Origin of the sequence: Amycolatopsis magusensis (genome assembly GCF_017875555.1) — a bacterium.
In the GTDB taxonomy this organism is placed as follows: Bacteria; Actinomycetota; Actinomycetes; order Mycobacteriales; family Pseudonocardiaceae; genus Amycolatopsis; species Amycolatopsis magusensis.
Genome location: NZ_JAGGMS010000001.1, coordinates 519,849 through 540,276 on the forward strand (window position 1 = coordinate 519,849; position 20,428 = coordinate 540,276).

The 20,428-nt window shown below is 70.1% G+C and carries 19 protein-coding genes; 11 read left to right on the forward strand and 8 right to left on the reverse strand.

Annotation, left to right across the window (positions count from 1 at the left end):
* Positions 1-46: 46 nt before the first annotated feature.
* From JOM49_RS02395 to JOM49_RS02405, 3 genes are read right to left on the reverse strand one after another with little or no spacing between them, the layout of a single operon-like run.
* Positions 47-736: a metal-dependent transcriptional regulator gene (locus JOM49_RS02395; RefSeq protein ID WP_209662666.1), complete on the reverse strand. Its 690-nt coding sequence runs from the start codon at positions 734-736 to the stop codon at positions 47-49.
* A gap of 10 nt (positions 737-746) precedes the next feature.
* Positions 747-1,196, reverse strand: coding sequence for a GNAT family N-acetyltransferase (locus JOM49_RS02400; RefSeq protein ID WP_209662667.1), 450 nt, complete (start codon positions 1,194-1,196; stop codon positions 747-749).
* Complete coding sequence (locus tag JOM49_RS02405) at positions 1,196-2,827, reverse strand: amidohydrolase (RefSeq protein WP_209662669.1); 1,632 nt, start codon at positions 2,825-2,827, stop codon at positions 1,196-1,198. Before JOM49_RS02405 ends, JOM49_RS02400 begins: the two co-directional genes overlap by 1 nt.
* Positions 2,828-2,872: 45 nt before the next feature.
* Here JOM49_RS02405 and JOM49_RS02410 point away from each other — a divergent pair, with 45 nt between their 5' ends.
* Genes JOM49_RS02410 through JOM49_RS02425 form a run of 4 tightly spaced genes read left to right on the forward strand, consistent with a single transcriptional unit; the run spans position 2,873 to position 6,147 of the window.
* Complete coding sequence (locus JOM49_RS02410) at positions 2,873-3,616, forward strand: enoyl-CoA hydratase/isomerase family protein (RefSeq protein WP_209662670.1); 744 nt, start codon at positions 2,873-2,875, stop codon at positions 3,614-3,616.
* Entirely contained in the window at positions 3,616-5,145 is a 1,530-nt protein-coding gene (locus JOM49_RS02415; RefSeq protein WP_209662672.1) for an ATP-dependent acyl-CoA ligase, read from the forward strand. Before JOM49_RS02410 ends, JOM49_RS02415 begins: the two co-directional genes overlap by 1 nt.
* A complete protein-coding gene (locus JOM49_RS02420; RefSeq protein ID WP_209670697.1) occupies positions 5,142-5,831 on the forward strand; it encodes a TetR/AcrR family transcriptional regulator in 690 nt (229 codons plus the stop codon). Before JOM49_RS02415 ends, JOM49_RS02420 begins: the two co-directional genes overlap by 4 nt.
* The gene (locus JOM49_RS02425) at positions 5,824-6,147 is read left to right on the forward strand and encodes a hypothetical protein (protein ID WP_209662673.1); all 324 of its coding nucleotides are present in this window, start codon (positions 5,824-5,826) and stop codon (positions 6,145-6,147) included. Before JOM49_RS02420 ends, JOM49_RS02425 begins: the two co-directional genes overlap by 8 nt.
* A gap of 48 nt (positions 6,148-6,195) precedes the next feature.
* Here JOM49_RS02425 and JOM49_RS02430 read toward each other — a convergent pair whose 3' ends face one another.
* The gene (locus JOM49_RS02430; protein ID WP_209662675.1) at positions 6,196-7,281 is read right to left on the reverse strand and encodes a zinc-binding dehydrogenase; all 1,086 of its coding nucleotides are present in this window, start codon (positions 7,279-7,281) and stop codon (positions 6,196-6,198) included.
* Positions 7,278-8,447 (reverse strand): acyl-CoA dehydrogenase family protein, encoded by a 1,170-nt coding sequence (locus JOM49_RS02435; RefSeq protein ID WP_209662676.1) that lies wholly within the window; start codon positions 8,445-8,447, stop codon positions 7,278-7,280. Before JOM49_RS02435 ends, JOM49_RS02430 begins: the two co-directional genes overlap by 4 nt.
* Before the next feature lie 126 nt (positions 8,448-8,573).
* On the opposite strand from JOM49_RS02435, the gene JOM49_RS02440 reads away from it, so the two are divergent.
* Both JOM49_RS02440 and JOM49_RS02445 read left to right on the forward strand, forming a co-directional pair.
* Positions 8,574-9,917, forward strand: a complete 1,344-nt coding sequence (locus JOM49_RS02440; protein WP_209662678.1) for a cation:dicarboxylate symporter family transporter — start codon at positions 8,574-8,576, stop codon at positions 9,915-9,917.
* On the forward strand, positions 9,914-10,600 hold the full coding sequence (locus JOM49_RS02445; protein ID WP_209662679.1) for a 4'-phosphopantetheinyl transferase family protein: 687 nt from the start codon (positions 9,914-9,916) through the stop codon (positions 10,598-10,600). Before JOM49_RS02440 ends, JOM49_RS02445 begins: the two co-directional genes overlap by 4 nt.
* A gap of 1 nt (position 10,601) precedes the next feature.
* Here JOM49_RS02445 and JOM49_RS02450 read toward each other — a convergent pair whose 3' ends face one another.
* Positions 10,602-11,723: a C45 family peptidase gene (locus tag JOM49_RS02450; RefSeq protein ID WP_209662681.1), complete on the reverse strand. Its 1,122-nt coding sequence runs from the start codon at positions 11,721-11,723 to the stop codon at positions 10,602-10,604.
* A 113-nt stretch (positions 11,724-11,836) separates the two neighbouring features.
* On the opposite strand from JOM49_RS02450, the gene JOM49_RS02455 reads away from it, so the two are divergent.
* Positions 11,837-12,838 (forward strand): TetR/AcrR family transcriptional regulator C-terminal domain-containing protein, encoded by a 1,002-nt coding sequence (locus JOM49_RS02455; protein ID WP_209662684.1) that lies wholly within the window; start codon positions 11,837-11,839, stop codon positions 12,836-12,838.
* Between the two features lie 71 nt (positions 12,839-12,909).
* Here JOM49_RS02455 and JOM49_RS02460 read toward each other — a convergent pair whose 3' ends face one another.
* Together JOM49_RS02460 and mihF are read right to left on the reverse strand one after the other, a co-directional pair.
* Positions 12,910-14,070: an isochorismate synthase gene (locus JOM49_RS02460; protein ID WP_209662686.1), complete on the reverse strand. Its 1,161-nt coding sequence runs from the start codon at positions 14,068-14,070 to the stop codon at positions 12,910-12,912.
* A gap of 174 nt (positions 14,071-14,244) precedes the next feature.
* On the reverse strand, positions 14,245-14,556 hold the full coding sequence (gene mihF, locus JOM49_RS02465; RefSeq protein ID WP_113694660.1) for an integration host factor, actinobacterial type: 312 nt from the start codon (positions 14,554-14,556) through the stop codon (positions 14,245-14,247).
* Between the two features lie 511 nt (positions 14,557-15,067).
* Here mihF and JOM49_RS02470 point away from each other — a divergent pair.
* The 4 genes from JOM49_RS02470 to JOM49_RS02485 all read left to right on the forward strand — a co-directional run bounded on the left by JOM49_RS02470 (position 15,068) and on the right by JOM49_RS02485 (position 20,283).
* On the forward strand, positions 15,068-16,696 hold the full coding sequence (locus JOM49_RS02470; RefSeq protein ID WP_209662687.1) for a long-chain fatty acid--CoA ligase: 1,629 nt from the start codon (positions 15,068-15,070) through the stop codon (positions 16,694-16,696).
* 121 nt (positions 16,697-16,817) lie between these two features.
* The gene (locus tag JOM49_RS02475) at positions 16,818-18,542 is read left to right on the forward strand and encodes a TIGR03767 family metallophosphoesterase (RefSeq protein ID WP_209662689.1); all 1,725 of its coding nucleotides are present in this window, start codon (positions 16,818-16,820) and stop codon (positions 18,540-18,542) included.
* A gap of 4 nt (positions 18,543-18,546) precedes the next feature.
* Entirely contained in the window at positions 18,547-18,933 is a 387-nt protein-coding gene (locus tag JOM49_RS02480; RefSeq protein WP_209662690.1) for a PaaI family thioesterase, read from the forward strand.
* 90 nt (positions 18,934-19,023) lie between these two features.
* The gene (locus JOM49_RS02485) at positions 19,024-20,283 is read left to right on the forward strand and encodes a C39 family peptidase (RefSeq protein ID WP_209662691.1); all 1,260 of its coding nucleotides are present in this window, start codon (positions 19,024-19,026) and stop codon (positions 20,281-20,283) included.
* Positions 20,284-20,428 lie beyond the last annotated feature (145 nt).

A 20,428-nucleotide genomic window follows, 5' to 3' on the forward strand; every position in this document is an offset into this window, starting at 1 on the left:
GGCGGGACGGCGAATCCCCAACCGGGGCGAAGGTCCTGACCGGACTTCAACGGGGGCGGACGGCCACGCTGAGTGCCTGCGCGATCTCCTTGCCGAGCGCGTGCGTGGCGGCGTCCGGCGGCGAGCCGACCTTGACCACGATCGGGCCGCCGAACGGCTGGCGCTCCACCACCTCGATGCGCTCACCGAGGTTGATCGCGTGCTCGGTGAGGTAGCGCAGCAGGTCGGGGTCGGTGTCCCAGACGCGCACGATCTCGCCGACCACGCCCGGCTGCAGCTCGTCGAGGATGGCTGTCTGCAACTCCTCGATGCTGCCGTCGACGGCCGGGATCGGGTCGCCGTGCGGATCGCGCACCGGGTTGCCCAGCTTCGCCGCGATGCGGTCGATCAGCCGGTCGGACACCGAGTGCTCCAGCGCGTCCGCCTCGGCGTGCACCTCGTCCCAGGTGTAGCCCAGCTCGGACACCAGGTACGTCTCGATCAGCCGATGCCGCCGCAGCACCGCGCGGGCCAGCCGGTGGCCCTCGGCGGTCAGCTCGATCCCGCGGTACGGCACGTGCGTGACCAGGCCATGCTGGGCCAGCTTGGTGACCATGCCCGACACCGAGGACGGGCTCACCTCCAGCCGTCCGGCCAGCGAGGTGTTCGACACCGCCTCGCCGCGCTCCACCAGCCCGTAGATCGCCCGGACGTAGTCCTCGATGGACGACGACCGCCGAGTGGTGCTGTCAGACATGCCCCACAGCCTACGGGTTCCGGCCGGGCCGCCAGCGGTAGCGGATCCAGCCGGGGACCGGTTCGGCGCCGAGCTGGGTGTAGAAGGCTTCCGCCTTGGCGTTCCCGTCCTGCATGTCCCATTCGACCCGGCCGGGGGTGCGGGCGGCCAGCTCGTCGAGCAGCTCGCGGCCGAGGCCGTGGCGGCGGTGGTCCGGGCGGACGAACAGGTCGTCCAGCCAGATCCCGGGACGGGCTTCCCAGGTGGAGAAGTTCCACGAGCAGAAGGCGAACCCGGCGACCTCGGCCGAATCCGGCGGCGTGGCGATCAGCACCCAGGCCTTCGGCGACGGCCCGAACAGGAACCCGCCCAGTTCGTCCCGGTCCAGCTTCAGGTCGTCCTTGCCCTCGTAGACCGCGTGCTCCTCGATCAGCGCGCAGATCTCCTCGATGTCGCCGGCGACCGCGTCGCGAACGGGCATCAGTCCTCCTCGTAAACGATCTCGCCCGCGACCGCCGTCGCGAGCACCCTGGCCTCCGGCAGGCTTTCGGCCACCGTCGGATCCGCTGACAGCACCACGAAATCGGCCAGCTTGCCCGGCGTCAGCGTGCCGACCTCGTGCTCCCGGAAGGCGGCGTAGGCGGAGCCGTGCGTGTACGCGCGCAGGGCCTGTTCCGGGGTCAGGCGCTCCTGCGGGCCGAGCACGTACCCCGCGGCGGTCTCGCGCCGAACCATGTCGTTGAGGCCGAGCAGCGGCGCGCCGTCCACCACCGGGCGGTCCGAGCTGGCGGGCAGCACGCACCCCGCGTCGAGCATGCTGCGAAGCCGGTAGCACCAGCCTTCGCGCTCCGGCCCGAGCGCCGCGCGCATGCCGTCACCGATCTCGTTGACGAACCGGCCCTGCGGGGACGGGATCAGCCCCAGCCCGGCGAGCTTCGCGACCTCCTGCGGCCGCAGCACCCCGCAGTGCTCGATGCGGTGACGGTGATCGGCGCGCGGGTGCGCGGCCAGCGCGGCTTCGTAGGCGTCCAGCACGGTGGTCACCGCGCGATCGCCGATCGCGTGCGTGGCGATCTGCCAGCCCGCCCGGTGCGCACGCAGAATCGTCTCGGCGAGTTCGTCTTCGGGAACCTGGAAGTAGCCGCGGTTGCCCGGGTCGTTCGCGAAGTCGTCGTGCATGGCGGCGGTCCGGCCGATCAGCGAGCCGTCGGCGAACAGCTTCATCGGCCCGATCCGCAGCCACTCGTCACCGAGCCCGCTGCGGATGCCCAGGTCGATGCCGAAACCGACGTCTTCCAGGTCGTGCAGCACGCTGGAGGCGACCATGACCGTGGCGCGCACGCCGAGCAGGCCGCGTTCGCGGGCGAGCTGGTAGGCGGCGACCTCCGCGGGTGTCTCGCCGACGAGCCCACCGCCGACGCCCGCCTCCTGCACGCTGGTGATGCCCTCGGACAGGTACCGCCGGGACGCCCGGCCGAGGCCGCGGACGACCGTCTCCAGCGGCGTCGGGTAGGTCAGCGGGCGCAGGAGCAGCTGGGCCTGTTCGCGCAGCAGTCCGGTCGGTGAGCCGTGCTCGTCGGTGACCACGTCCCCGCCGACCGGAACTCCCGCCCGCCGCCCGCCACCACCCTCAACGGAGCTTCGCCCTGTTTGCCCCAGGTCCAACTGGTCGAGCACCCGCGAGTTGACCACGGTCATGTGCCCGGAGGTGTGCTTGAGCCGGACCAGGTGCTCGGGCGCCGCCCGGTCCAGGCCGTGCCGGGTGGGGTGGCCGCCGTCGAGCTTGTTCTGGTCGTACCCGCTGCCGACGATCCAGGCGCCGGGCGGCAGCTCTCGGGCGCGGGCGGCGATGGCGTCGTAGACCTCGCCGACGCTGCGGCACGGACCGAGTGGCACGTCGTCCAGGCCCATGCCGAACCACGCCATGTGGTTGTGCGCGTCGTGGAACCCGGGCACCACCGAGGCACCACCCAGGTCGACCCGGCTGCGGGCGGACAGCTCGCGCGCGTCGTCCCCGAGTGCCACCACCCGGCTGTGCAGCACCGCGAGCGCGTCGGTCCTGGACTCGCCGGTCCACCCCCGCGCGTTCTCGTACACCGCGTCCACCTGCATGAATTCACCCTATCGATCGATCGATCGGACGTCTAGGCTGAGCCCATGACCGGCACCGTGGAACTCACCGTCGAAAAGGGCATCGCCGAACTCTGGCTGAACCGGCCGGACCGGCTCAACGCCGTCTCCGCCGAACTCGTCGAGGACCTGCTGGCCGCACTGGACGCGGTGGCGGGCTCCGGCGCGCGGGCCGTGGTGCTCGCCGGGCGCGGGCGCGCCTTCTGCGCCGGTCACGACCTCAAGGAACCGACCCAGACGGGCGACTCGCGGCACCGGATCGAGCGGTTGCAGGAGGTCACCCGGCGGCTGCGCAACCTGCCGCAGCCGGTGGTCGCCGCGGTGCACGGGTACGCGGTGGGCGCCGGAGCCGAGTTCGCGCTGGGCTGCGACCTCATCCTCGCCTCCCAGGACGCCGTGTTCGCCTTCCCGGAAGTCGGCCTCGGGCTGAGCGTGACCGGGGCGGCCTCGCGCCTCCTGCCGCTGCTCGTCGGTCCGCTCAAGGCCAGGGAACTGCTGCTGTTCGGCGAGAAGATCGAGGCGCCGGTGGCCAAGGGCATGGGCCTGGTGAACCAGCTGACCGGCGACGACGACCTGCACGAGACCGCGCTGAACTGGGCGGAGAAGCTCGCCGAGCGGCCGGCGGCCGCGGTCACGCTGGCCAAGCGCGCCATCGACCACGGCATCGACTCGGCGCTGGAGGCCACCCTGGAACTCGAGGTCGCCCACGCGCTGATCACCGAGACCTCCCCCGACTTCGCCAAGTCGGCCGACGACTTCCGGAACCGATGATGACCGGCCTCGAGGAGATCGACGACCTGGTCGCGCTGGTCACCAGGGCCGCTCACCAGTGGCCGGACAAGGAAGCCTGGCACTTCGACGCCACCGGCGACCGGCTCACCTTCGCCGACATCGACGCGCAGAGCACCGAATTCGCCATCGCACTGGCCGAACTGGGCGTCGAAGAGGGCGACCGCGTGGCGGTGATGCTGCGCAACCAGCCCGAATTCCCGTTGCTCTGGCTCGCACTGGCCAAACTCGGCGCGAGCCTGGTACCGATCAACACGAACTACCGCGAGCTCGACGGCGCGCACGTGCTCACCCATTCCGGCGCGAAGCTCGTGGTGGCCGCCGAGGAATTCGTCGACCTGCTCACCACCATCGCCCCGGAAGGCACCGTGCGCACGCCGGACGAGCTGACCAAAACGGGGCCCGCGCGGGAATTCACCGCCGCCGGGGAGCGCGCGGCGAACGTCCAGTACACCTCCGGCACCACCGGCGCGCCGAAGGGCTGCGTGCTGCCACACCGCTACTGGACCACGCTGGCGAAGTCGCTGGTGCTGCACGATCCCGAGGTGTACTCCGGCGACGTGCTGCTCACCGCGCAGCCGTTCCACTACATCGATCCACAGTGGAACGTGGCGCTGGGGCTGGCTTCCGGGGCGAAGCTGGTGGTGCTCGACCGGTTCCACCCGTCCACCTTCTGGGCGAAGGTGCGCGAACACCGGGTCACCTGGTTCTACTGCCTCGGCCTGATGCCCACGCTGCTGCTGCGGCAGCCGGAATCCCCGCAGGACCGCGAGCACCACGTGCGGGCCATCTTCGCCTCCGCGATCCCCCGCGACCTGCACGCCGAACTGGAGGCGCGCTGGGGCGTGCCGTGGTTCGAGGCGTTCGGCATGACCGAGACCGGCAGCGACATCCGGGTCTCCGTGGCCGACCACGACGAACTGGTCGGCACCGGCGGCATCGGCAGGCCGAACTCCGCCCGCGAGGTGATGATCGCCGACGAGCACGGCAAGCCGTTGCCGCGCGGGGAAACCGGGGAACTGCTGATCCGCGGCATCGGCCTGATGCAGGGCTACCACGACGATCCGGAGGCGACCGCGCACGCGTTCCGCGGTGGCTGGTTCCACACCGGTGACCTGGCGCACATGGACACCGGCGGCCGCGTATTTTACGTGGGCCGGACGAAGGACATGATCCGGCGCAGCGGCGAGAACATCTCCGCCGACGAGGTGGAACGCGCGCTGCTGCTGCACCCGGAGGTCCGGCTCGCCGCGGTCATCGCCGTCCCGGACGAACTGCGTGGCGAGGAGATCAAGGCGTACGTGGTGCTCTCCGGCGAGCGCGCGGTCGACCCGGAGGAACTCGCGAGCTTCTGCGGGGAAAAGCTGGCGTACTTCAAGGTGCCGCGGTTCTGGGTCTACGCCGACACCCTGCCGCTGACCCCGTCCGAGCGGGTGGCCAAGGGCGAACTGCGCAAGGAAGACCCGCGTGCGGGCGCCTACGACAGAACGGAGTCGCGGTGGCTGCCGTGACCACCGGCGACCGGGTCCGTGGGGCGGCGGTCCGGTTGTTCGCGGAGAAGGGCTTCCACGGCACCGGCATCCGCGACCTGGCGCAGGCCGCGGGGCTGTCCTCGGCGAGCCTCTACCACTACATGGGCACCAAGGAGGAACTGCTCGCGGTCATCATGCGCGAATGCCTGGAACGGCTGCTCGATGGGGCAGCCAAGGCCACCGAAGGTGTTGCGGATCCACGGGAACGCCTCGGCAGGCTGGTCGCGCTGCACGTGATGAGCCACGCACTGCGACCGGATGAGACGCGGGTGGTGGACAACGAACTGCGCGCGCTCTCCCCCGCCGCGCAGGAACCGGTGGTGCGCCTGCGGGACGCCTACGAGCGGCTGTGGGCGTCCGCGATCGCCGACGGCATCGCCGGTGGGGTGTTCACCGCCGACGAGCCGTCGATCACCCGGCTGGCGCTGCTGGAGATGTGCAACGGCGTTTCCCGGTGGTATTCCCCACGCGGACCGCTCACCTTGGAGGCGCTGGCCGCCGAATACGCCCGGCTGGCGCTGCGGGCGCTGGAAAGCACCGGTAACGGGCCCGATCCGGATCTCCGATATTGCCGAGCGGTGGTCGCGGACGTGTGGAACACGCCAAATCCGCACGCGGCGCCTTGCTCAGACGGCATTACTGGGGGACGCTCGAAGGGTGACTGAGCACACGATCCAACTCGAACTGGACGAATCCGGTCTCGCTCCCGGTCTGCCGACCCCGGCGAACCCCCGTGATCAGGTACAGGACGTACCGTATCGCCCGGTCGGTTTCCGTGACGACGATCTGCCCGCGGCGCTGGAACGCTGCGCGACCTGGCTCCGCCAGGCGCAGGAATGGCTCGGTGAGCCCATCGACGTACTGGCCCTGCACCTGGACTACGACGAGCGAGAAGGCCGGCCGTACTACGACCTCAAGCTCCTCTGCAACGAGGAGGACCTGGCCGGCGTCCCCCTCGCCGTCCGCGCCCAGTCCACCTAGCCCCTCCGCGCGTGGTGCGCAGGGCTGCCTCCCCGCAGCCCTGCGCGCTCACGCCCCCGGTTTGACCAGTACGCGGGCCACCTTGCCCTCGGCGAGTTCGCCGAGGGCAGCGGGCACCCCGTCCAGGCCGATCTCCTTGCTGACCAGCGCCGGCAGGTCGAGGCGGCCCGCTCGCACGTGCTCGATGTAGGCCGGTAGCTCGCGCTCCGGGTCGAACGAGCCGTTCACGCAGGTCAGGATGCTGCGGGCGAAGTGGTACAGCTCGATCGAGCTGAACTCGACCACCTCGGTCTTCCCGCCGATGCCCACCACGGTGAGCGTGCCCCCGCGCCGGGCGGTCTTCCAGCCCTCCTTGAGGGTCGCGGCCAGCCCCACGCAGTCGAACACGTGGTCCGCGCCACGGCCGCCGGTCAGCGCCTTGACCTGCTTGCGCACCTCCGGCCCGGCGAGCAGCGTGTCGGTGGCACCCATCGAGGCGGCCAGCGCGAGCTTCTCCTCCACCCGGTCCACCGCGATGATCGGGTTCGCGCCCGCGATGCGCGCGCCCTGCACGGCGGCCAGGCCCACGCCGCCGAGGCCGACCACCACCACCGACTGACCACTGTGGACGTTCGCGGTGGACAGCACCGCGCCGACGCCGGTGGTCACCGCACAGCCGAGCAACGCGGCGAGGTCGAGCGGGATGTCCGCGGGCAGGCGGCGGCAGGCGTACGCCGGAACCACGGTGTACTCGGCGAAACCGCCGACGCCGAGGCACGGGTGGACCTTGGCGCCGTCACCGTCCACACCGTGTGAACCAGCCCAGTGCCGCGCGGTGTTCTCGCACAGGTACGGCTCGCCCTGCTCGCAGTACCAGCAGTCGCCGCACGGCGGATTCCACAGCAGCAGCACGGGATCGCCCTCGGCGAAGCCCTCCACGTCCGGCCCGGTCCTGGCGACCAGCCCGGAGGTCTCGTGCCCGAGCACGACGGGCTTCTCGTGCGCCAGCGTCCCGTTGATCACCGACAGGTCCGAGTGGCACAGGCTCGCCGCGACCACGCGCACCAGCACCTCGCCGGGCCCCGGCTCGCGCAGGGTGATCTCCTCGACGCGCGCCGGCTCGTCACCGCGCACGACGACCGCGTTGGTCCTCACCCCAGCACCCCGCCCAGCTTGACGTGCCCCTTGAGCAGGTTGCGGGCGATGGTGCGGCGCTGGATCTCGTCGGTGCCCTCGTAGATGCGCAGCAGCCGCAGCTCGCGGTACCAGCGCTCGATCGGCAGTTCACGGGTGTAACCCATGCCGCCGTGGATCTGCAGCACGCGGTCGACGATCTCGTTGGCCTTCACGCCGCCGTAGAGCTTCGCGATGGACTGCGCGTGCCGCGAGTCGAGACCCTGGTCGACCTGCCAGGCCGCGTGCAGCACCAGCCAGCGCAGCGCCTCCAGCTCCACGCCGGAGTCGGCGATCATCCACTGGATGGCCTGCCGGTCGGCGATCGGCGCGCCGAAGGTCTCGCGGGTGTTGGCGTGCTCGATGGCCATGCCGAGCAGGCGCTCGCACGAGCCGATCGCCCGCGCGGGCAGCAGGTAGCGGCCCTGGCCGATCCACTGCATGGCGAGCTTGAACCCGCCGCCCAGCTCACCGAGGATCTGGCTCTCCGGCACCCGGACGTCCTCGAAGACCAGCGCCGCCGGGCCCCACTCGCCCATCGTGTCGATGTACTCCGAGCGCCAGCCCATGTCGCGGTCGACCAGGAAGCAGGTGACGCCGCCGTCGGCGCCCTTCTCCGGGTCGGTGATCGCGAAGACCATGGTGAAGTCGGCTTCGTTGCCCCCGGTGATGAAGGTCTTCTCGCCGTTGATCACCCAGTCGGAGCCCACCTTGCGCGCCGAGGTGCGGATGGCCTTGGCGTCCGAGCCCGCCCCCGGTTCGGTGATCGCGAAGCACGATTTCCGCTCGCCCGAGATGGTCGGGAGCAGGTAGCGCTCCTTCTGCTCCTCGTTGGCGTGGAACAGGATGTTGTCCGCCGCGCCGCCGAAGCGGAACTGCACGAAGGTGCGCCCCAGCTCGGCTTCCAGTAGCGCGGTCATCACCGCGGACAGCCCCATGCCGCCGTAGCTCTCGGGCGTCAGCACACCCCAGAACCCGGATTCCTTGGCCTTGAGCTGCAGAGCGGTGAGCTCGTCCCCGGTCAGGCCGGGCTGCCCGGCGCGCTCGCGCCGCAGCACCTCCTGCTCGAGCGGGACCAGCTCCCGCTGGACGAAAGTGCGCACCCAGTCACGCACTTCCCGTTCTTCGACACTGAGGGTGAAGTCCATCGGCCGGCCTCCCGCATCTGACTAAGCGCTTGCTTAGTCGACGGTAGCACTCGGCTGTACGAAGACCAGGTGTTGCCGTAGGTTTCCCGCGGAAAACTGATCACCGGGCCCGGGCAAGGAGAGCAAATGGCGACCGAACCGCCGCAGACGCGCCGTCGCGACCGGACGCACTACCTGTACATCGCGGTGATCGCCGCGGTGTTCCTCGGCTGCGTGGTCGGCTTCCTGGCACCGGAGGTCGCCAAGGAGCTCAAGCCGCTCGGCACCGGGTTCGTGAACCTGATCAAGATGATGATCTCGCCGATCATCTTCTGCACCATCGTGCTCGGCGTCGGCTCGGTGACCAGGGCGGCGAAGGTGGGCAAGGTCGGCGGCCTGGCCATCGGCTACTTCCTGGTGATGTCCACCGTGGCGCTGGTGATCGGCCTGGTGGTCGGCAACATCCTGCACCCCGGTGACGGGCTGAACCTGACCGAATCGATCGCCAAGTCCGGCCAGAGCCAGGTCAAGGAGAGCGAGTCGACCACCGAGTTCCTGCTCGGCATCATCCCGGCCACGCTGGTCTCCGCGTTCACCGAGGGCGAGGTGCTGCAGACCCTGCTGGTCGCGCTGCTCGCCGGGTTCGCGCTGCAGAAGCTGGGCACGAAGGGCGAGCCGATCCGGCGCGGGGTCGAGCACATCCAGCGGCTGGTGTTCCGCATCCTGGCGATGATCATGTGGGCGGCACCGGTCGGCGCGTTCGGCGCCATCGCCGCGGTGGTCGGCGAGACCGGCTGGGCGGCCCTGCGCAGCCTGGCCGTCATCATGGTCGGCTTCTACCTGACCTGCGCGATCTTCGTCTTCGTGGTGCTGGCGCTGATGACCTGGCTGATCGCGAAGATCAACCTGTTCTCCCTGCTGCGTTACCTCGGCCGCGAGTTCCTGCTGATCCTGTCCACCTCGTCGTCGGAATCGGCGCTGCCGCGGCTGATCGCGAAGATGGAGCACCTGGGCGTCAGCAAGCCGGTGGTCGGCATCACCGTGCCGACGGGCTACTCGTTCAACCTCGACGGCACCGCGATCTACCTGACCATGGCCTCGCTGTTCATCGCCGAAGCGCTCAACGCGCCGCTGTCGGTCGGTGAGCAGATCTCGCTGCTGGTGTTCATGATCATCGCGTCCAAGGGCGCCGCCGGGGTGACCGGCGCCGGGCTGGCCACGCTGGCGGGCGGGTTGTCCTCGCACCGGCCGGAACTGGTCGACGGGGTCGGCTTCATCGTCGGCATCGACCGGTTCATGTCCGAGGCGCGGGCGCTGACCAACTTCGCCGGCAACGCGGTGGCCACCGTGCTGATCGGCACCTGGACCAGCGAGATCGACCGGGAGCAGGTGCACGAGGTGCTCGCCGGACGGCAGCCGTTCGACGAGGCGACGCTGCTCGACGAACATGGTGAGGACACCCAACCCGTGGCGACCAAGGAGAGTTCGTGATCGACTGCACGGTCTGGTGGGCGGCACCGCTGCCCGCCACCGCGGACCGGCTGGCGCTGCTGGCCCCCGAAGAGGTCGACCGGTACCAGGCGTACCGCAAGGACGAGGACAAACTGCGCTTCCTGACCGGGCGCGTGCTGGCGAAAACGGTCTCCGGGGAGCGGCTGGGCCGCTCCCCTGGATCCATCGAGCTGGACGCGACCTGCGAGGACTGCGGCAAGCCCCACGGCCCGCCCCGGGTGCCGGGCGCGGACTTCCGGTTCTCCATCTCGCACTCGGGCGACTGGATCGGCCTGGCGGTCGCGGAGGCGCCGCTCGGCCTGGACGTGGAAACCGCCACCCGGCGGGCCGACGATTCGCTCATCGAATACGCCCTGAACGCCGACGAGCGCGCGGCCCTGAACGGTCTCTCCGCGCCGGAGCGGACGGAGGCGTTCTTCACCTACTGGACGCGCAAGGAAGCCCTGATGAAGGCGACCGGGCGAGGCCTGAAGATCCCGCTCCAGGCGCTGACCCTCTCGCCGTTCGGCGAACCCGCCCGCCTCCTCCACTCCGGCGACGCATCCCTGACCCCGGACGGCACGCGGATGGCCGACCTCAACCCGGGCCTCGGCTACCGGGCCGCCGTGGCGATCCTGACCACCGACGAGATCAAGGTGACCGAATCGGTCTGGCCCGCCTGAACTACCGCACCGGCTGGAAGGTGAGCTCCGGGCTGTACCGGGGTTCACCGTCCGCGGCGTCGCCCAGGTAGAAGTGCGTGGCCATGCTCCGCTCCCCCAGGTCGAACACGGTGCGCCACAGGGTGCGCAGCGGGTAGGCCCCCGGCGTGAACCGCACCTCGTCGAGGGCGTCGCGGAGCAGGGACGCCGACATCGGGCCCGACTTCGTCCGCTTGTCCAGCCGATCGAGGCGGTCGTGGGTGAACATGGTCTCCTCACCGTCCCGCGACGGGTCGGCGGGACGGTGGAGCAGGTGGTTCGTCACGCACAGGGCGTCGCCGTCCGGCTCGACGATGTGCTCGACGCCGCCGTGCGCGTGCTCCCAGACGAAGGCCCGGCCGGACGCGTCCGCGATCAGGTAGTGCAGCGGCACGCCGAGGTCGTACTGCTTGGCCCCGAGCAGCGCCGTCTTGGCCTGCTCGACGTTCTCGCAGGTGTCCAGCAGGAACCGGGGCAGCTGCGCCGGGCTGAGCCCGACCTGCGGCCCGGCGGGCACGGGCGCGCCCGCGTTCTCCGCGTCGGCGATCAGCAGCACCACGGCGAGGCCGTGCTCGTTGATGCCGTCCATCGCGCAGTCCAGCTCGTTCATCGTCACGAAGGTCACGGCGGGCCCGTCGTCGGGCACGCTGGTGACCACGTACGGGCGTGAAGCCGCCGGCGGCTCGCCCTCCGGGGGCTCGCTGCCGGACATCAGCGCGAACATCGTCTCCCAGCCGACGGTGAAGAAGTCGTAGTTGCGCCCGACGAGCCCGTGGGTGGAGGCGGACGGCGCGCACCAGCTCGCCGAGCAGCCCGAGCCGAGCGGCACCCCGGCGAGCGCGTCCAGGTGCACCCGCTCGTCGTCCGGCGCCACACCAGCCACCTCGGCGGCACCGGCCAGGCGCGCGTGGTGCTGCGGCCAGTGGCGTTCGAACCACGCGCGGCGGGCGCGGCTGATCGTCGGATCGGCGGGCAGCGGCTGCCAGCCGTGGTGCGCCTTGGCCTCTGCGGCCAGCGCCCGGCCGATCTCGGCCTGGCTGCCGGACACCCACAGGTGCCGCACGGTCATGAATTCGCCGGGTCCACCGGCAACGATCTCGCTCATGAATACACCGTATTTGTATCGTCCTAGCTCTCGGGGCTTTTCGTTGGCATTCATGGCTTTCTCTCAGACTCTGTGCTAGTAATCCGCCCTAGCGAACTAGTACGATTGTCGGCATGCCGGACCCGCCGTACCGCCGGATCGTCAACTCGGTCCAAGCCCGCATCGCCGCCGGTGAGCTGCGCGCGGGTGATCGGATGCCGTCCATCCGCCGGGTCGCCGAGGAGTGGGGCGTGGCCGTCGCGACCGCCACCAAGGCGATGGCCATCCTGCGCGACGCCGGACTGCTCGAAACCCGGGTCGGCTCCGGCACCGTGGTCAGCGCCCGCGCGGGTCAGCGGCGCCGGGAAAGCGGCGAACCGGTGCCGGGGCGGGAACAGCTCGTCCGCACCGCCATCCGGATAGCCGACACCGAGGGCCTGGACGCGGTGTCCATGCGACGGCTCGGGACCGAACTGGGCGTGGGCCCGATGTCGCTGTACCGGCAGGTGGCGGGCAAGGACGAACTGGTGGCCCAGATGGCCGACGCCGTGTTCGGCGAGCCCGAACTACCCGATCCGGGGCCGGACGGCTGGCGCGCCAAGCTGGAACTGGTCTCGCGCCTGCTGTGGCAACTCACGCAGCGGCACCACTGGCTGCCCAGGGTGATCTCGTTCACCCGGCCGCTGCTGCTGCCGAACGCCATGGCGTACACGGAATGGACCCTGCGCGCACTGGACGGCCTCGGCCTGTCCGCGGCGACCAGGGCGCGGGAGGCGATCATCCTGCCCGCACTGGTGATCACCACGGCGATGTCGCGGGCCGCCGAGATCGAAGCCGAGCAGGACACCGGCGAAACCTTCGACCTGTGGTGGCTGGCCCGCGAGAACCGGACCAGCGAACTGATGCACAGCGGCGCATTCCCTTTGCTGGCAACCATCCCGCACGACGTCGTCGCCGACCTGGACGGCCTCTTCGAACACGCCCTAACCCGCCACCTGGACGGCCTAGCCACCACACTCCCACGCGAGTCCCACACTCAGGAAGCCGAACCCCACGTTCAGAACGTCGAACCCCACGTTCAGAACGTCGAACCCCACGCTCGGAGCCTCAAGCCCGCCGCGGCAGAAGGCCCCTGAATGCTATGAGTGGGGCATTACTTGCAATGAACGCAAGTAATGCCCCACTCATAGCATTGGAACGGCGGGGGTCAGGGGTGGCCCAGGCCCATGGCGCGCAGGACGGTTTCGAACTTCGCGGTGGTTTCGGCGAGTTCGGCTTCCGGGTCCGAGTCGGCGACGATGCCGCCGCCGGCGTACAGGCGCAGTGAGCGTTCGGCGGCTTCCGCGCTCCGGATCGCCACCGCCCATTCCCCGTCGCCCGCGGCGTCCACCCAGCCGACCGCCCCCGCGTAGTAACCGCGGTCGAACGGTTCCAGTTCCCCCACCACGCGCCGCGCCGCTTCCGTCGGGGTGCCGCAGACCGCCGGGGTCGGGTGCAGTGCGGCCGCGAGGCGCAGCGCGGTGATGGACGGATCGGTGAGCCGCCCGGTGACCGTGGTGCCGAGGTGCCACATCGTCGGTGTGCCAACGACTTCCGTCGGCGCTACGCGCAGCCGCGTGCAGAACGGCCGCAGAACCTCCACCATGTCTTCGATCACCACGGCGTGTTCCCGACGGTCCTTTGCGGACTCCGCGAGCCGCCGCGCGTTCTCCGCGTCGATGCGGGGATCGGCCGAGCGCGGCGCCGATCCGGCGTGCGGGTGCGAGAAGACGCGATCGCCGTAACGTGACAGAAGAAGTTCCGGTGTCGCACCGACAAATGTCGAGCCACCCGGCAACGGCGCCGCGAAGGTGAACCCGGCCGGGTTACCCCGCACGAGATTGCGCAGGATCGCTTCGGGCCGGATCGGCTCGTCGAATTCGAGGTCGAGCACCCGGGCCAGGACGACTTTGCGCAACCGCTCGTCACGCAACATCTCCACCGCGCGAGCCACGGCGGCCACGTGCGCAGCCGGTTCGGGAACCGGGCGCATGGAACGCGGGACGCCGATTCCGGCCTGTGGAAGGGAAGCCGCGGCGGGGTGTGCGGGTCCGCTGATCCGGACCTCGCGGGGAAGCAGGATGTGCCCGGGGTAAGTCGCGTCCGGGCCGGTGTCGAACGGCAGGATGCCCGCCGCCAGTGGCACATCGGGGTCGGCCAGCGCCTCACGCACCCGTTCGGCCAGTACCACCGGGTCCCGTTCGGACAGTGCACCGTCCACTCCGGAACCCAGCAGGGTGCGGCGCTCGGTGCCGAAGAAGAAGTCGCCGGCGGCGTAGCCGTCCAGCAGGTCCGCCACCCGTGCACCTTCGTGCGCCGTAGCCGTCATCGGCTCACTCCCTCTCGGCGGCCTCTCCGCGTCCACCTCCGAGTTTCCGCCTGCCACCTCGGTTTGTCCGAGGCCGGTCGGGGTTAAGTGAGCAAGAGCACCACCTGAGGACGTGCGCGAAGACCGGTGACGGAGCGCCCGTCACCGGTCTCGCACGCCTGTGAGCTGCGCGAACTACTTCAGCGCGTCGATCAGCGCCTGGCGCTGGACGTCGCCCAGCCCGGCGGCGCGCCGGTCCTCCGGGATCTTCGCCTGCTCGAGCAGAGCGGCGACCTTGACCGCGCCCAGCCCGGGCACGGCCTTCAACAGCTGCGTGACCTTGGTCTTGCCAATGGTCTTGTCCTCCTTGGCGCGGAGCAGCACCTTGTCGATGCTCTCCTTGCCGGACTTGATCGAAGCAAGCAGCTCGGAGCGGGCCTTACGAGCCTCGGCCGCCTTGGCGAGGGCTTCGGCACGCTGCTCCGGCGTCAACGTAGGCAGAGCCAACGTATTAGTCCTTTCCTTCTCAGGTGTCCGCTTGTCGCGGCGGTGGCCGGAAGTCTCGACGCACGCTTTGGCTCATGCGCTGGCCAGGCCACCTCGTACCACCGGCCCAGTAAACGCCACGAGGCCCACCCTTGTGCAACCGACACGCACTTAGTACCCGTCCTTGCCCGTCCGGGCAACCCCACATCCCCCGCCCCGGCCTGCGGAAACACCCCGTCCCACTGTCCGGTTGGGAGCGAGATCAGCCGCGCCACCCATCGCCAGGGTGATCATCCCGAGATCCGGTAACCGATTTTCCGGACAGTCGATTTTGTTGGCACCAAAGAAATGCCGGGAAATCCGCGGACAAGTACGCGCACGGAGCAACGGCCGCGGCGTCACTCGTCCGAAGGACCGTTCACAACTCGGCCACAGCCGGTCCCGGACGGCCTCGCGACACTGCCCGATCGGCTTCACTCGGTTTAGAGTCGGGCCAGGTTTGGTCCACCGGAGCACCGATCGGGAGACGTCGATGTTGAGCACGATGCAGGATGGGCAACTTTCGCTCGGCAAATTGCTGCGCCACGGCAGCAGCGTGCACGCCCAGAGCGAAGTCCGCACCTGGACCGGTACAGAGTCCCGCCGGGAGACCTATGGCGAACTCGGCGCGCACGCCGCGCGCCTGGCGAACGCGCTGCGCGGCCTCGGCGTCACCGGTGACCAGCGCGTCGGCACCTTCATGTGGAACAACGCCGAGCACCTGGCCGCCTACCTGGCCGTGCCCGCCATGGGGGCGGTGCTGCACACGCTGAACATCCGGCTGTTCCCGGAGCAGCTGGTCTTCGTGGCGAACCACGCCGAAGACCACGTGGTGATCGTGGACGGCACGCTGGTGCCGCTGTTCGCCAAGCAGCTGCCGCAGATGAAGACCGTGCGGCACGTCCTGGTCGCCAACGGTGACGCTTCGACGCTCGAAGCACCCGACGGCGTGCAGGTCCACTCCTACGCCGACCTCCTCGCCCAGCAGTCCAGCGAGTTCGACTGGCCGGAAGTGGACGAACGGTCGGCCGCCGCGATGTGTTACACCTCCGGCACCACGGGTGACCCCAAGGGCGTGGTCTACTCCCACCGCTCGATCTGGCTGCACTCCATGCAGGTCTGCATGTCGGACTCGATGCGGCTGGCCCAGTCCGACTCCGCGCTGGCGATCGTCCCGATGTTCCACGCGATGTCGTGGGGCCTGCCCTACGCCTCGCTGATGGTCGGCGCCACGCTGGTGATGCCGGACCGCTTCCTCCAGCCGGAGCCGATCGCGCAGCTGCTCGCCGCCGAGAAGCCGACCTTCGCCGCCGCCGTGCCGACGATCTGGCAGGGCCTGCTGCAGTACCTCGACGCCAAGCCGCAGGACATCTCGCACCTGCGTGAGGTGGTCGTCGGTGGTTCGGCCGCGCCGCCGTCGCTGATGCACGCCTTCGAGGAGCGCTACGACGTGCCGGTCCTGCACGCCTGGGGCATGACCGAGACCTCCCCGCTGGGCAGCGTGGCGCGCCCGCCGGAGTCCGCGACCGGCGACGAGCGCTGGCGCTACCGCTACACGCAGGGCCGTTTCCCCGCCTCGGTGCAGGCGCGGCTGATCGGCGACAACGGCGAAGTGCTGCCCTGGGACGACCAGGCGGTCGGCGAGCTGGAGGTGCAGGGGCCGTGGATCGCGGCGGCCTACCACGGCGGCGCCGAGGTCGACCCGGAGAAGTTCCACGACGGCTGGCTGCGCACCGGTGACGTCGGCCGGATCACCCCGGACGGCTTCCTGACGCTGACCGACCGCGCCAAGGACGTGATCAAGTCCGGCGGCGAGTGGATCTCGTCGGTGGACCTGGAGAACACGGTGATGTCGCACCCGGCGGTGGCCGAGGCCGCGGTCATCGGCGTGCCGGACGAGAAGTGGGACGAGCGGCCGCTGGTGGCCGTGGTGCTGCGCGAGGGCCAGACGGCCACGGCCGAGGAGCTGCGCGAGTACCTGGCGGGCAAGGTGGCCAAGTGGCAGCTGCCGGAGAACTGGACCTTCATCGAGGAGGTGCCCAAGACCAGCGTCGGCAAGTTCGACAAGAAGCGGCTGCGGGCGTTCCACACCGAGGGCAGGCTCGACGTCTCGCAGTTGTAGGCGACGAAGGGACTACGCCGAACGTGATAATTATTCGCGTTCGGCTTCCCCGGGGTTCATCCGGTGGTTAACGTCGTGCGCCAGCGTGCACGAGACCACCGGATGACTGGGGAGTGACCGCATGAGCGGACTGAGCAGGCGCGGATTCGTCACGGCGGCCGGGGCCACGGGTGCCGGGCTGCTGCTGAGCACCCCGCTGGCCTCGGCCATCGACCGCGCGATGGGCTACAGCGCCGCGCGGGCGGTGAGCACGGCCGGCACCACGCTCGAAGCCGTCGCCACGCCGGTCACGCCCGGTCCGGCGTACAGCAGGCTCACCGCGGGCCCCGGCTGGCCGCTGGTGGTGCGCGAGGACATCACCGCGGCGAAGTCCGGCCGCGACGACCGGCGCACCGCCAGGGCGTCCTTCGTGCAGTTCACCGACATGCACCTCACGGACGTCCAGAGCCCGGCGCGGTTCGAGTACCTGCACCCGTTCACCGGCTCGGCGCACCGCCCGCAGGAGGCGCTCGGGCCCGCCGCCACCACCTCGCTGCTGCGCCGGGTCAACGGCCTGCCCGGCGGCCCGTTCACCGGGCGCGGGTTCGACTTCATGATGACCACGGGCGACAACACCGACAACCACGAGCAGATCGAGCTGAAGTGGTTCCTCGACACGCTCAACGGCGGCACGGTCACCCCCAACACCGGCGATCCGGACCGCTACGAGGGCGTGCAGGACTCCGGCGCGCCGCTGTACTGGAACCCCGGCAAGCCGCTGGACGACGCGTACACCCAGAAGGGTTTCCCGCAGCTGCCCGGCCTGCTCGACGCGGCCATCGCGCAGTACGACTCCCCCGGCCTGGACATCCCGTGGCTGTGCACCTTCGGCAACCACGACAACACCCCGGTCGGCAGCCTGCCGGCGAACATCCCGGGCATCGACCACTGGTACACCGGCCGGTACAAGGTCATCGGCAAGGACGAGAGCGAAGCCAGGAAGCTCGCCGCCTCGCTGGAACGCGGCGGAGTGCCGGTGGCGCAGCTGTTCGGCGGTACCGGCACGATCCGCGAGGTCACCCCGGACGAGCGCCGCCGCACCTTCTCCACCGCCGAGTTCGTGCAGGCCCACCTGGACGCGTCGAACACCGGCCCCGGGCCGGTCGGCCACGGCTTCACCGGCGACAACGCCGACGGCCGCAACGTCTACTACACGTTCCGCATCGCCCCCGGCCTGACCGGGATCAGCCTGGACACCACCACGCTGGCCGGGCTCGCCGACGGCTCGATCGGCCTCGGCCAGTACCTCTGGGTGGAGAAGACGCTGCAGCGCGGCAGCTCGAAGTACTACGACTTCTGGGGCAACAAGGTCACCCAGCAGGTCACCGACGAGCTGTTCGTGCTGTTCAGCCACCACACCAGCGACACGATGGGCAACATCCTGCCCGACTCGCGGCACCCGCTGGAGCCGCGGCTGAACGGCGACACCTTCGTCGGCCTGCTCAAGCGCTTCCCCAACGTGCTCGCGTGGGTCAACGGCCACACCCACCTGAACGGGATCGTCGCGCACGCCGGCGCCACCCCGGCCCAGAGCTTCTGGGAGATCAACACCGCCTCGCACATCGACTTCCCGCAGCAGGCGCGGATCATCGAGGTGGCCGACAACGGCGACGGCACGCTCTCGCTGTTCACCACGCTGGTCGAGGCCGACGCACCCTACGCCGCCGACTACGGCGACACCTCGGCGCAAGCGCTTGCGTCCTTGTACCGCGAGCTTTCCTACAACGACATCCACGCCGATCCGATCCGCCTGGGCCAGCCCGCCGACCGGAACACCGAACTGCTGCTGGTGAACCCGCTAGCGTGAGCAGATGACCGACGACTTCTCGAAGCTGATCCCGTTCGCCGCCCGCCTCGGCGTCCACATCACCGAGGCGACGGCGGAGCGGGTGCGCGGCCGGATCGACTGGTCGGCGGACCTGACCACCACCGGGGGCGCGCTGCACGGCGGGCTGCTGATGTCGCTGGCCGACACCACCGGCGCCGTCTGCGCCTTCCTCAACCTGCCCGAGGGCGCGCAGGGCACCACCACGATCGAATCGAAGACGAACTTCCTGCGCGCGGTCCGCGAAGGGCACGTGGTGGCCACGTCGAAGCCGCTGCACGCCGGGCGGCGCGTGATCGTCGTGGAGACCGAGGTGCGCGACGGCGCGGAGAAGCTGATCGCCAAGGTCACGCAGACCCAGGCGGTGTTATGAACCTGCGCCCGGCAAGTGGTTTACACCAGCTGGCCGACCGGTGAAAATCTCTGACACCCGGGGAGTCCGGTTCTGGAGGGTGTGAAAAGCATGCGTGGACGTCTGTTGCTGTCGTTGCTCTCGGTCGGCCTGCTGGCCACGACCGCCGCCCCGGCGAGCGCCGCACCACCGGTGCAGGACGAGGCGATCGACTACCACGAGTGGGCCTCGACCAGGGACTTCCGCGCGGGCACGCTCGACGGTGTGGCGCTGGGCCCCGGTGGGCTGCGGCTGACCCGCCCGATCGGCACCGTCGAGCGCACCGAACCGGCACTGGGCACCACGCGCACCTACGAATACGGCCGCTGGACCTCCCCGGACTACCGCCACGGCTTCGACGCCACCGAGCTGATCGCCTCGTGGAACGCGCTCACCCCGGCGAAGACCTGGCTGCAGGTCGAGGTCAAGGCGACCACGGCCACCGGCGAGAACACCGCCTGGTACATCCTCGGCCAGTGGGCCTCCGGCGACCAGGACATCCACCGGACCACGGTCGACGGCCAGTCCGACGCACACGCCTCGGTCAGCGTCGACACCCTCGTCGCCAACGACGGCGTCACGCTCAGCTCGTACCAGGTGCGCGCCACCCTCTACCGGGAAGCGGGCAGCGCGGCCACCCCGACGGTCAGCTCGCTCGGCGCGATGGCGTCGAACGTGCCGGCGCGGTTCGAGGTGGAGCCGACCGAACCGGGCGTGGCCACCGGGATCGAGCTGGCGGTGCCACGGCACGCGCAGAACCTGCACAAGGGCAAATACCCGGAGTTCGGCGGTGGCGGGCAGAGCTGGTGCAGCCCGACGTCGACCGCGATGGTCACCGAGTTCTGGGGCCGCAGGCCGAGCGCCGAGGACATGTCGTGGCTGCCCGCGGACTACGTGGACCCGACCGTCGCGCACGGTGCCCGCTTCACCTACGACTACTCGTACGAGGGCACCGGCAACTGGCCGTTCAACACCGCCTACGCGGCTTCGCTCGGGCTCAAGGGGCACATCACCCGGCTGCACTCGCTGAACGAGCTGGAGTCCTACATCGCCAAGGGCATCCCGGTGATCACCTCGCAGTCGTTCCTGGCCGAGGAACTGGACGGCGCCGGGTACGGCACCGCCGGGCACATCTTCGTGGTGGTCGGCTTCACCGCCGAGGGCGACGTCATCGTCAACGACCCGGCGACGAACAGCAACGACACCGTGCGCAACGTGTACAAGCGGGACCAGTTCGAGAAGATCTGGCAGCGCACCAAGCGGTACACCGCCTCGGGCAACGTCGCCTCGGGCCCAGGCGGCGTCGTCTACCTGATCACCCCACCCAAGTAACCCCGCCACCTCCGCGTGGGACTCGCCGCCCCGAGTACCCCGCAATGCTATGAGTGGGGCATTACTTGCATTGAATGCAAGTAATGCCCCACTCATAGCATTCAGGGCAGGCCTGCGGCTGGGGTTGGGCAGGCCGGGTCGTGCG

Excerpts from the sequence above, each read along its gene's own strand:
- JOM49_RS02415 (WP_209662672.1), top strand. The coding sequence starts at position 3,616 with ATGACCGGCCTCGAGGAGATCGACGACCTGGTCGCGCTGGTCACCAGG.
- JOM49_RS02405 (WP_209662669.1), bottom strand. The coding sequence starts at position 2,827 with ATGCAGGTGGACGCGGTGTACGAGAACGCGCGGGGGTGGACCGGCGAG.
- JOM49_RS02395 (WP_209662666.1), bottom strand. The coding sequence starts at position 736 with ATGTCTGACAGCACCACTCGGCGGTCGTCGTCCATCGAGGACTACGTC.
- JOM49_RS02410 (WP_209662670.1), top strand. The coding sequence starts at position 2,873 with ATGACCGGCACCGTGGAACTCACCGTCGAAAAGGGCATCGCCGAACTC.
- JOM49_RS02450 (WP_209662681.1), bottom strand. The coding sequence starts at position 11,723 with ATGAGCGAGATCGTTGCCGGTGGACCCGGCGAATTCATGACCGTGCGG.
- JOM49_RS02400 (WP_209662667.1), bottom strand. The coding sequence starts at position 1,196 with ATGCCCGTTCGCGACGCGGTCGCCGGCGACATCGAGGAGATCTGCGCG.
- JOM49_RS02470 (WP_209662687.1), top strand. The coding sequence starts at position 15,068 with ATGTTGAGCACGATGCAGGATGGGCAACTTTCGCTCGGCAAATTGCTG.
- JOM49_RS02455 (WP_209662684.1), top strand. The coding sequence starts at position 11,837 with ATGCCGGACCCGCCGTACCGCCGGATCGTCAACTCGGTCCAAGCCCGC.
- JOM49_RS02440 (WP_209662678.1), top strand. The coding sequence starts at position 8,574 with ATGGCGACCGAACCGCCGCAGACGCGCCGTCGCGACCGGACGCACTAC.
- JOM49_RS02460 (WP_209662686.1), bottom strand. The coding sequence starts at position 14,070 with ATGACGGCTACGGCGCACGAAGGTGCACGGGTGGCGGACCTGCTGGAC.
- JOM49_RS02480 (WP_209662690.1), top strand. The coding sequence starts at position 18,547 with ATGACCGACGACTTCTCGAAGCTGATCCCGTTCGCCGCCCGCCTCGGC.
- JOM49_RS02475 (WP_209662689.1), top strand. The coding sequence starts at position 16,818 with ATGAGCGGACTGAGCAGGCGCGGATTCGTCACGGCGGCCGGGGCCACG.
- JOM49_RS02485 (WP_209662691.1), top strand. The coding sequence starts at position 19,024 with ATGCGTGGACGTCTGTTGCTGTCGTTGCTCTCGGTCGGCCTGCTGGCC.
- JOM49_RS02435 (WP_209662676.1), bottom strand. The coding sequence starts at position 8,447 with ATGGACTTCACCCTCAGTGTCGAAGAACGGGAAGTGCGTGACTGGGTG.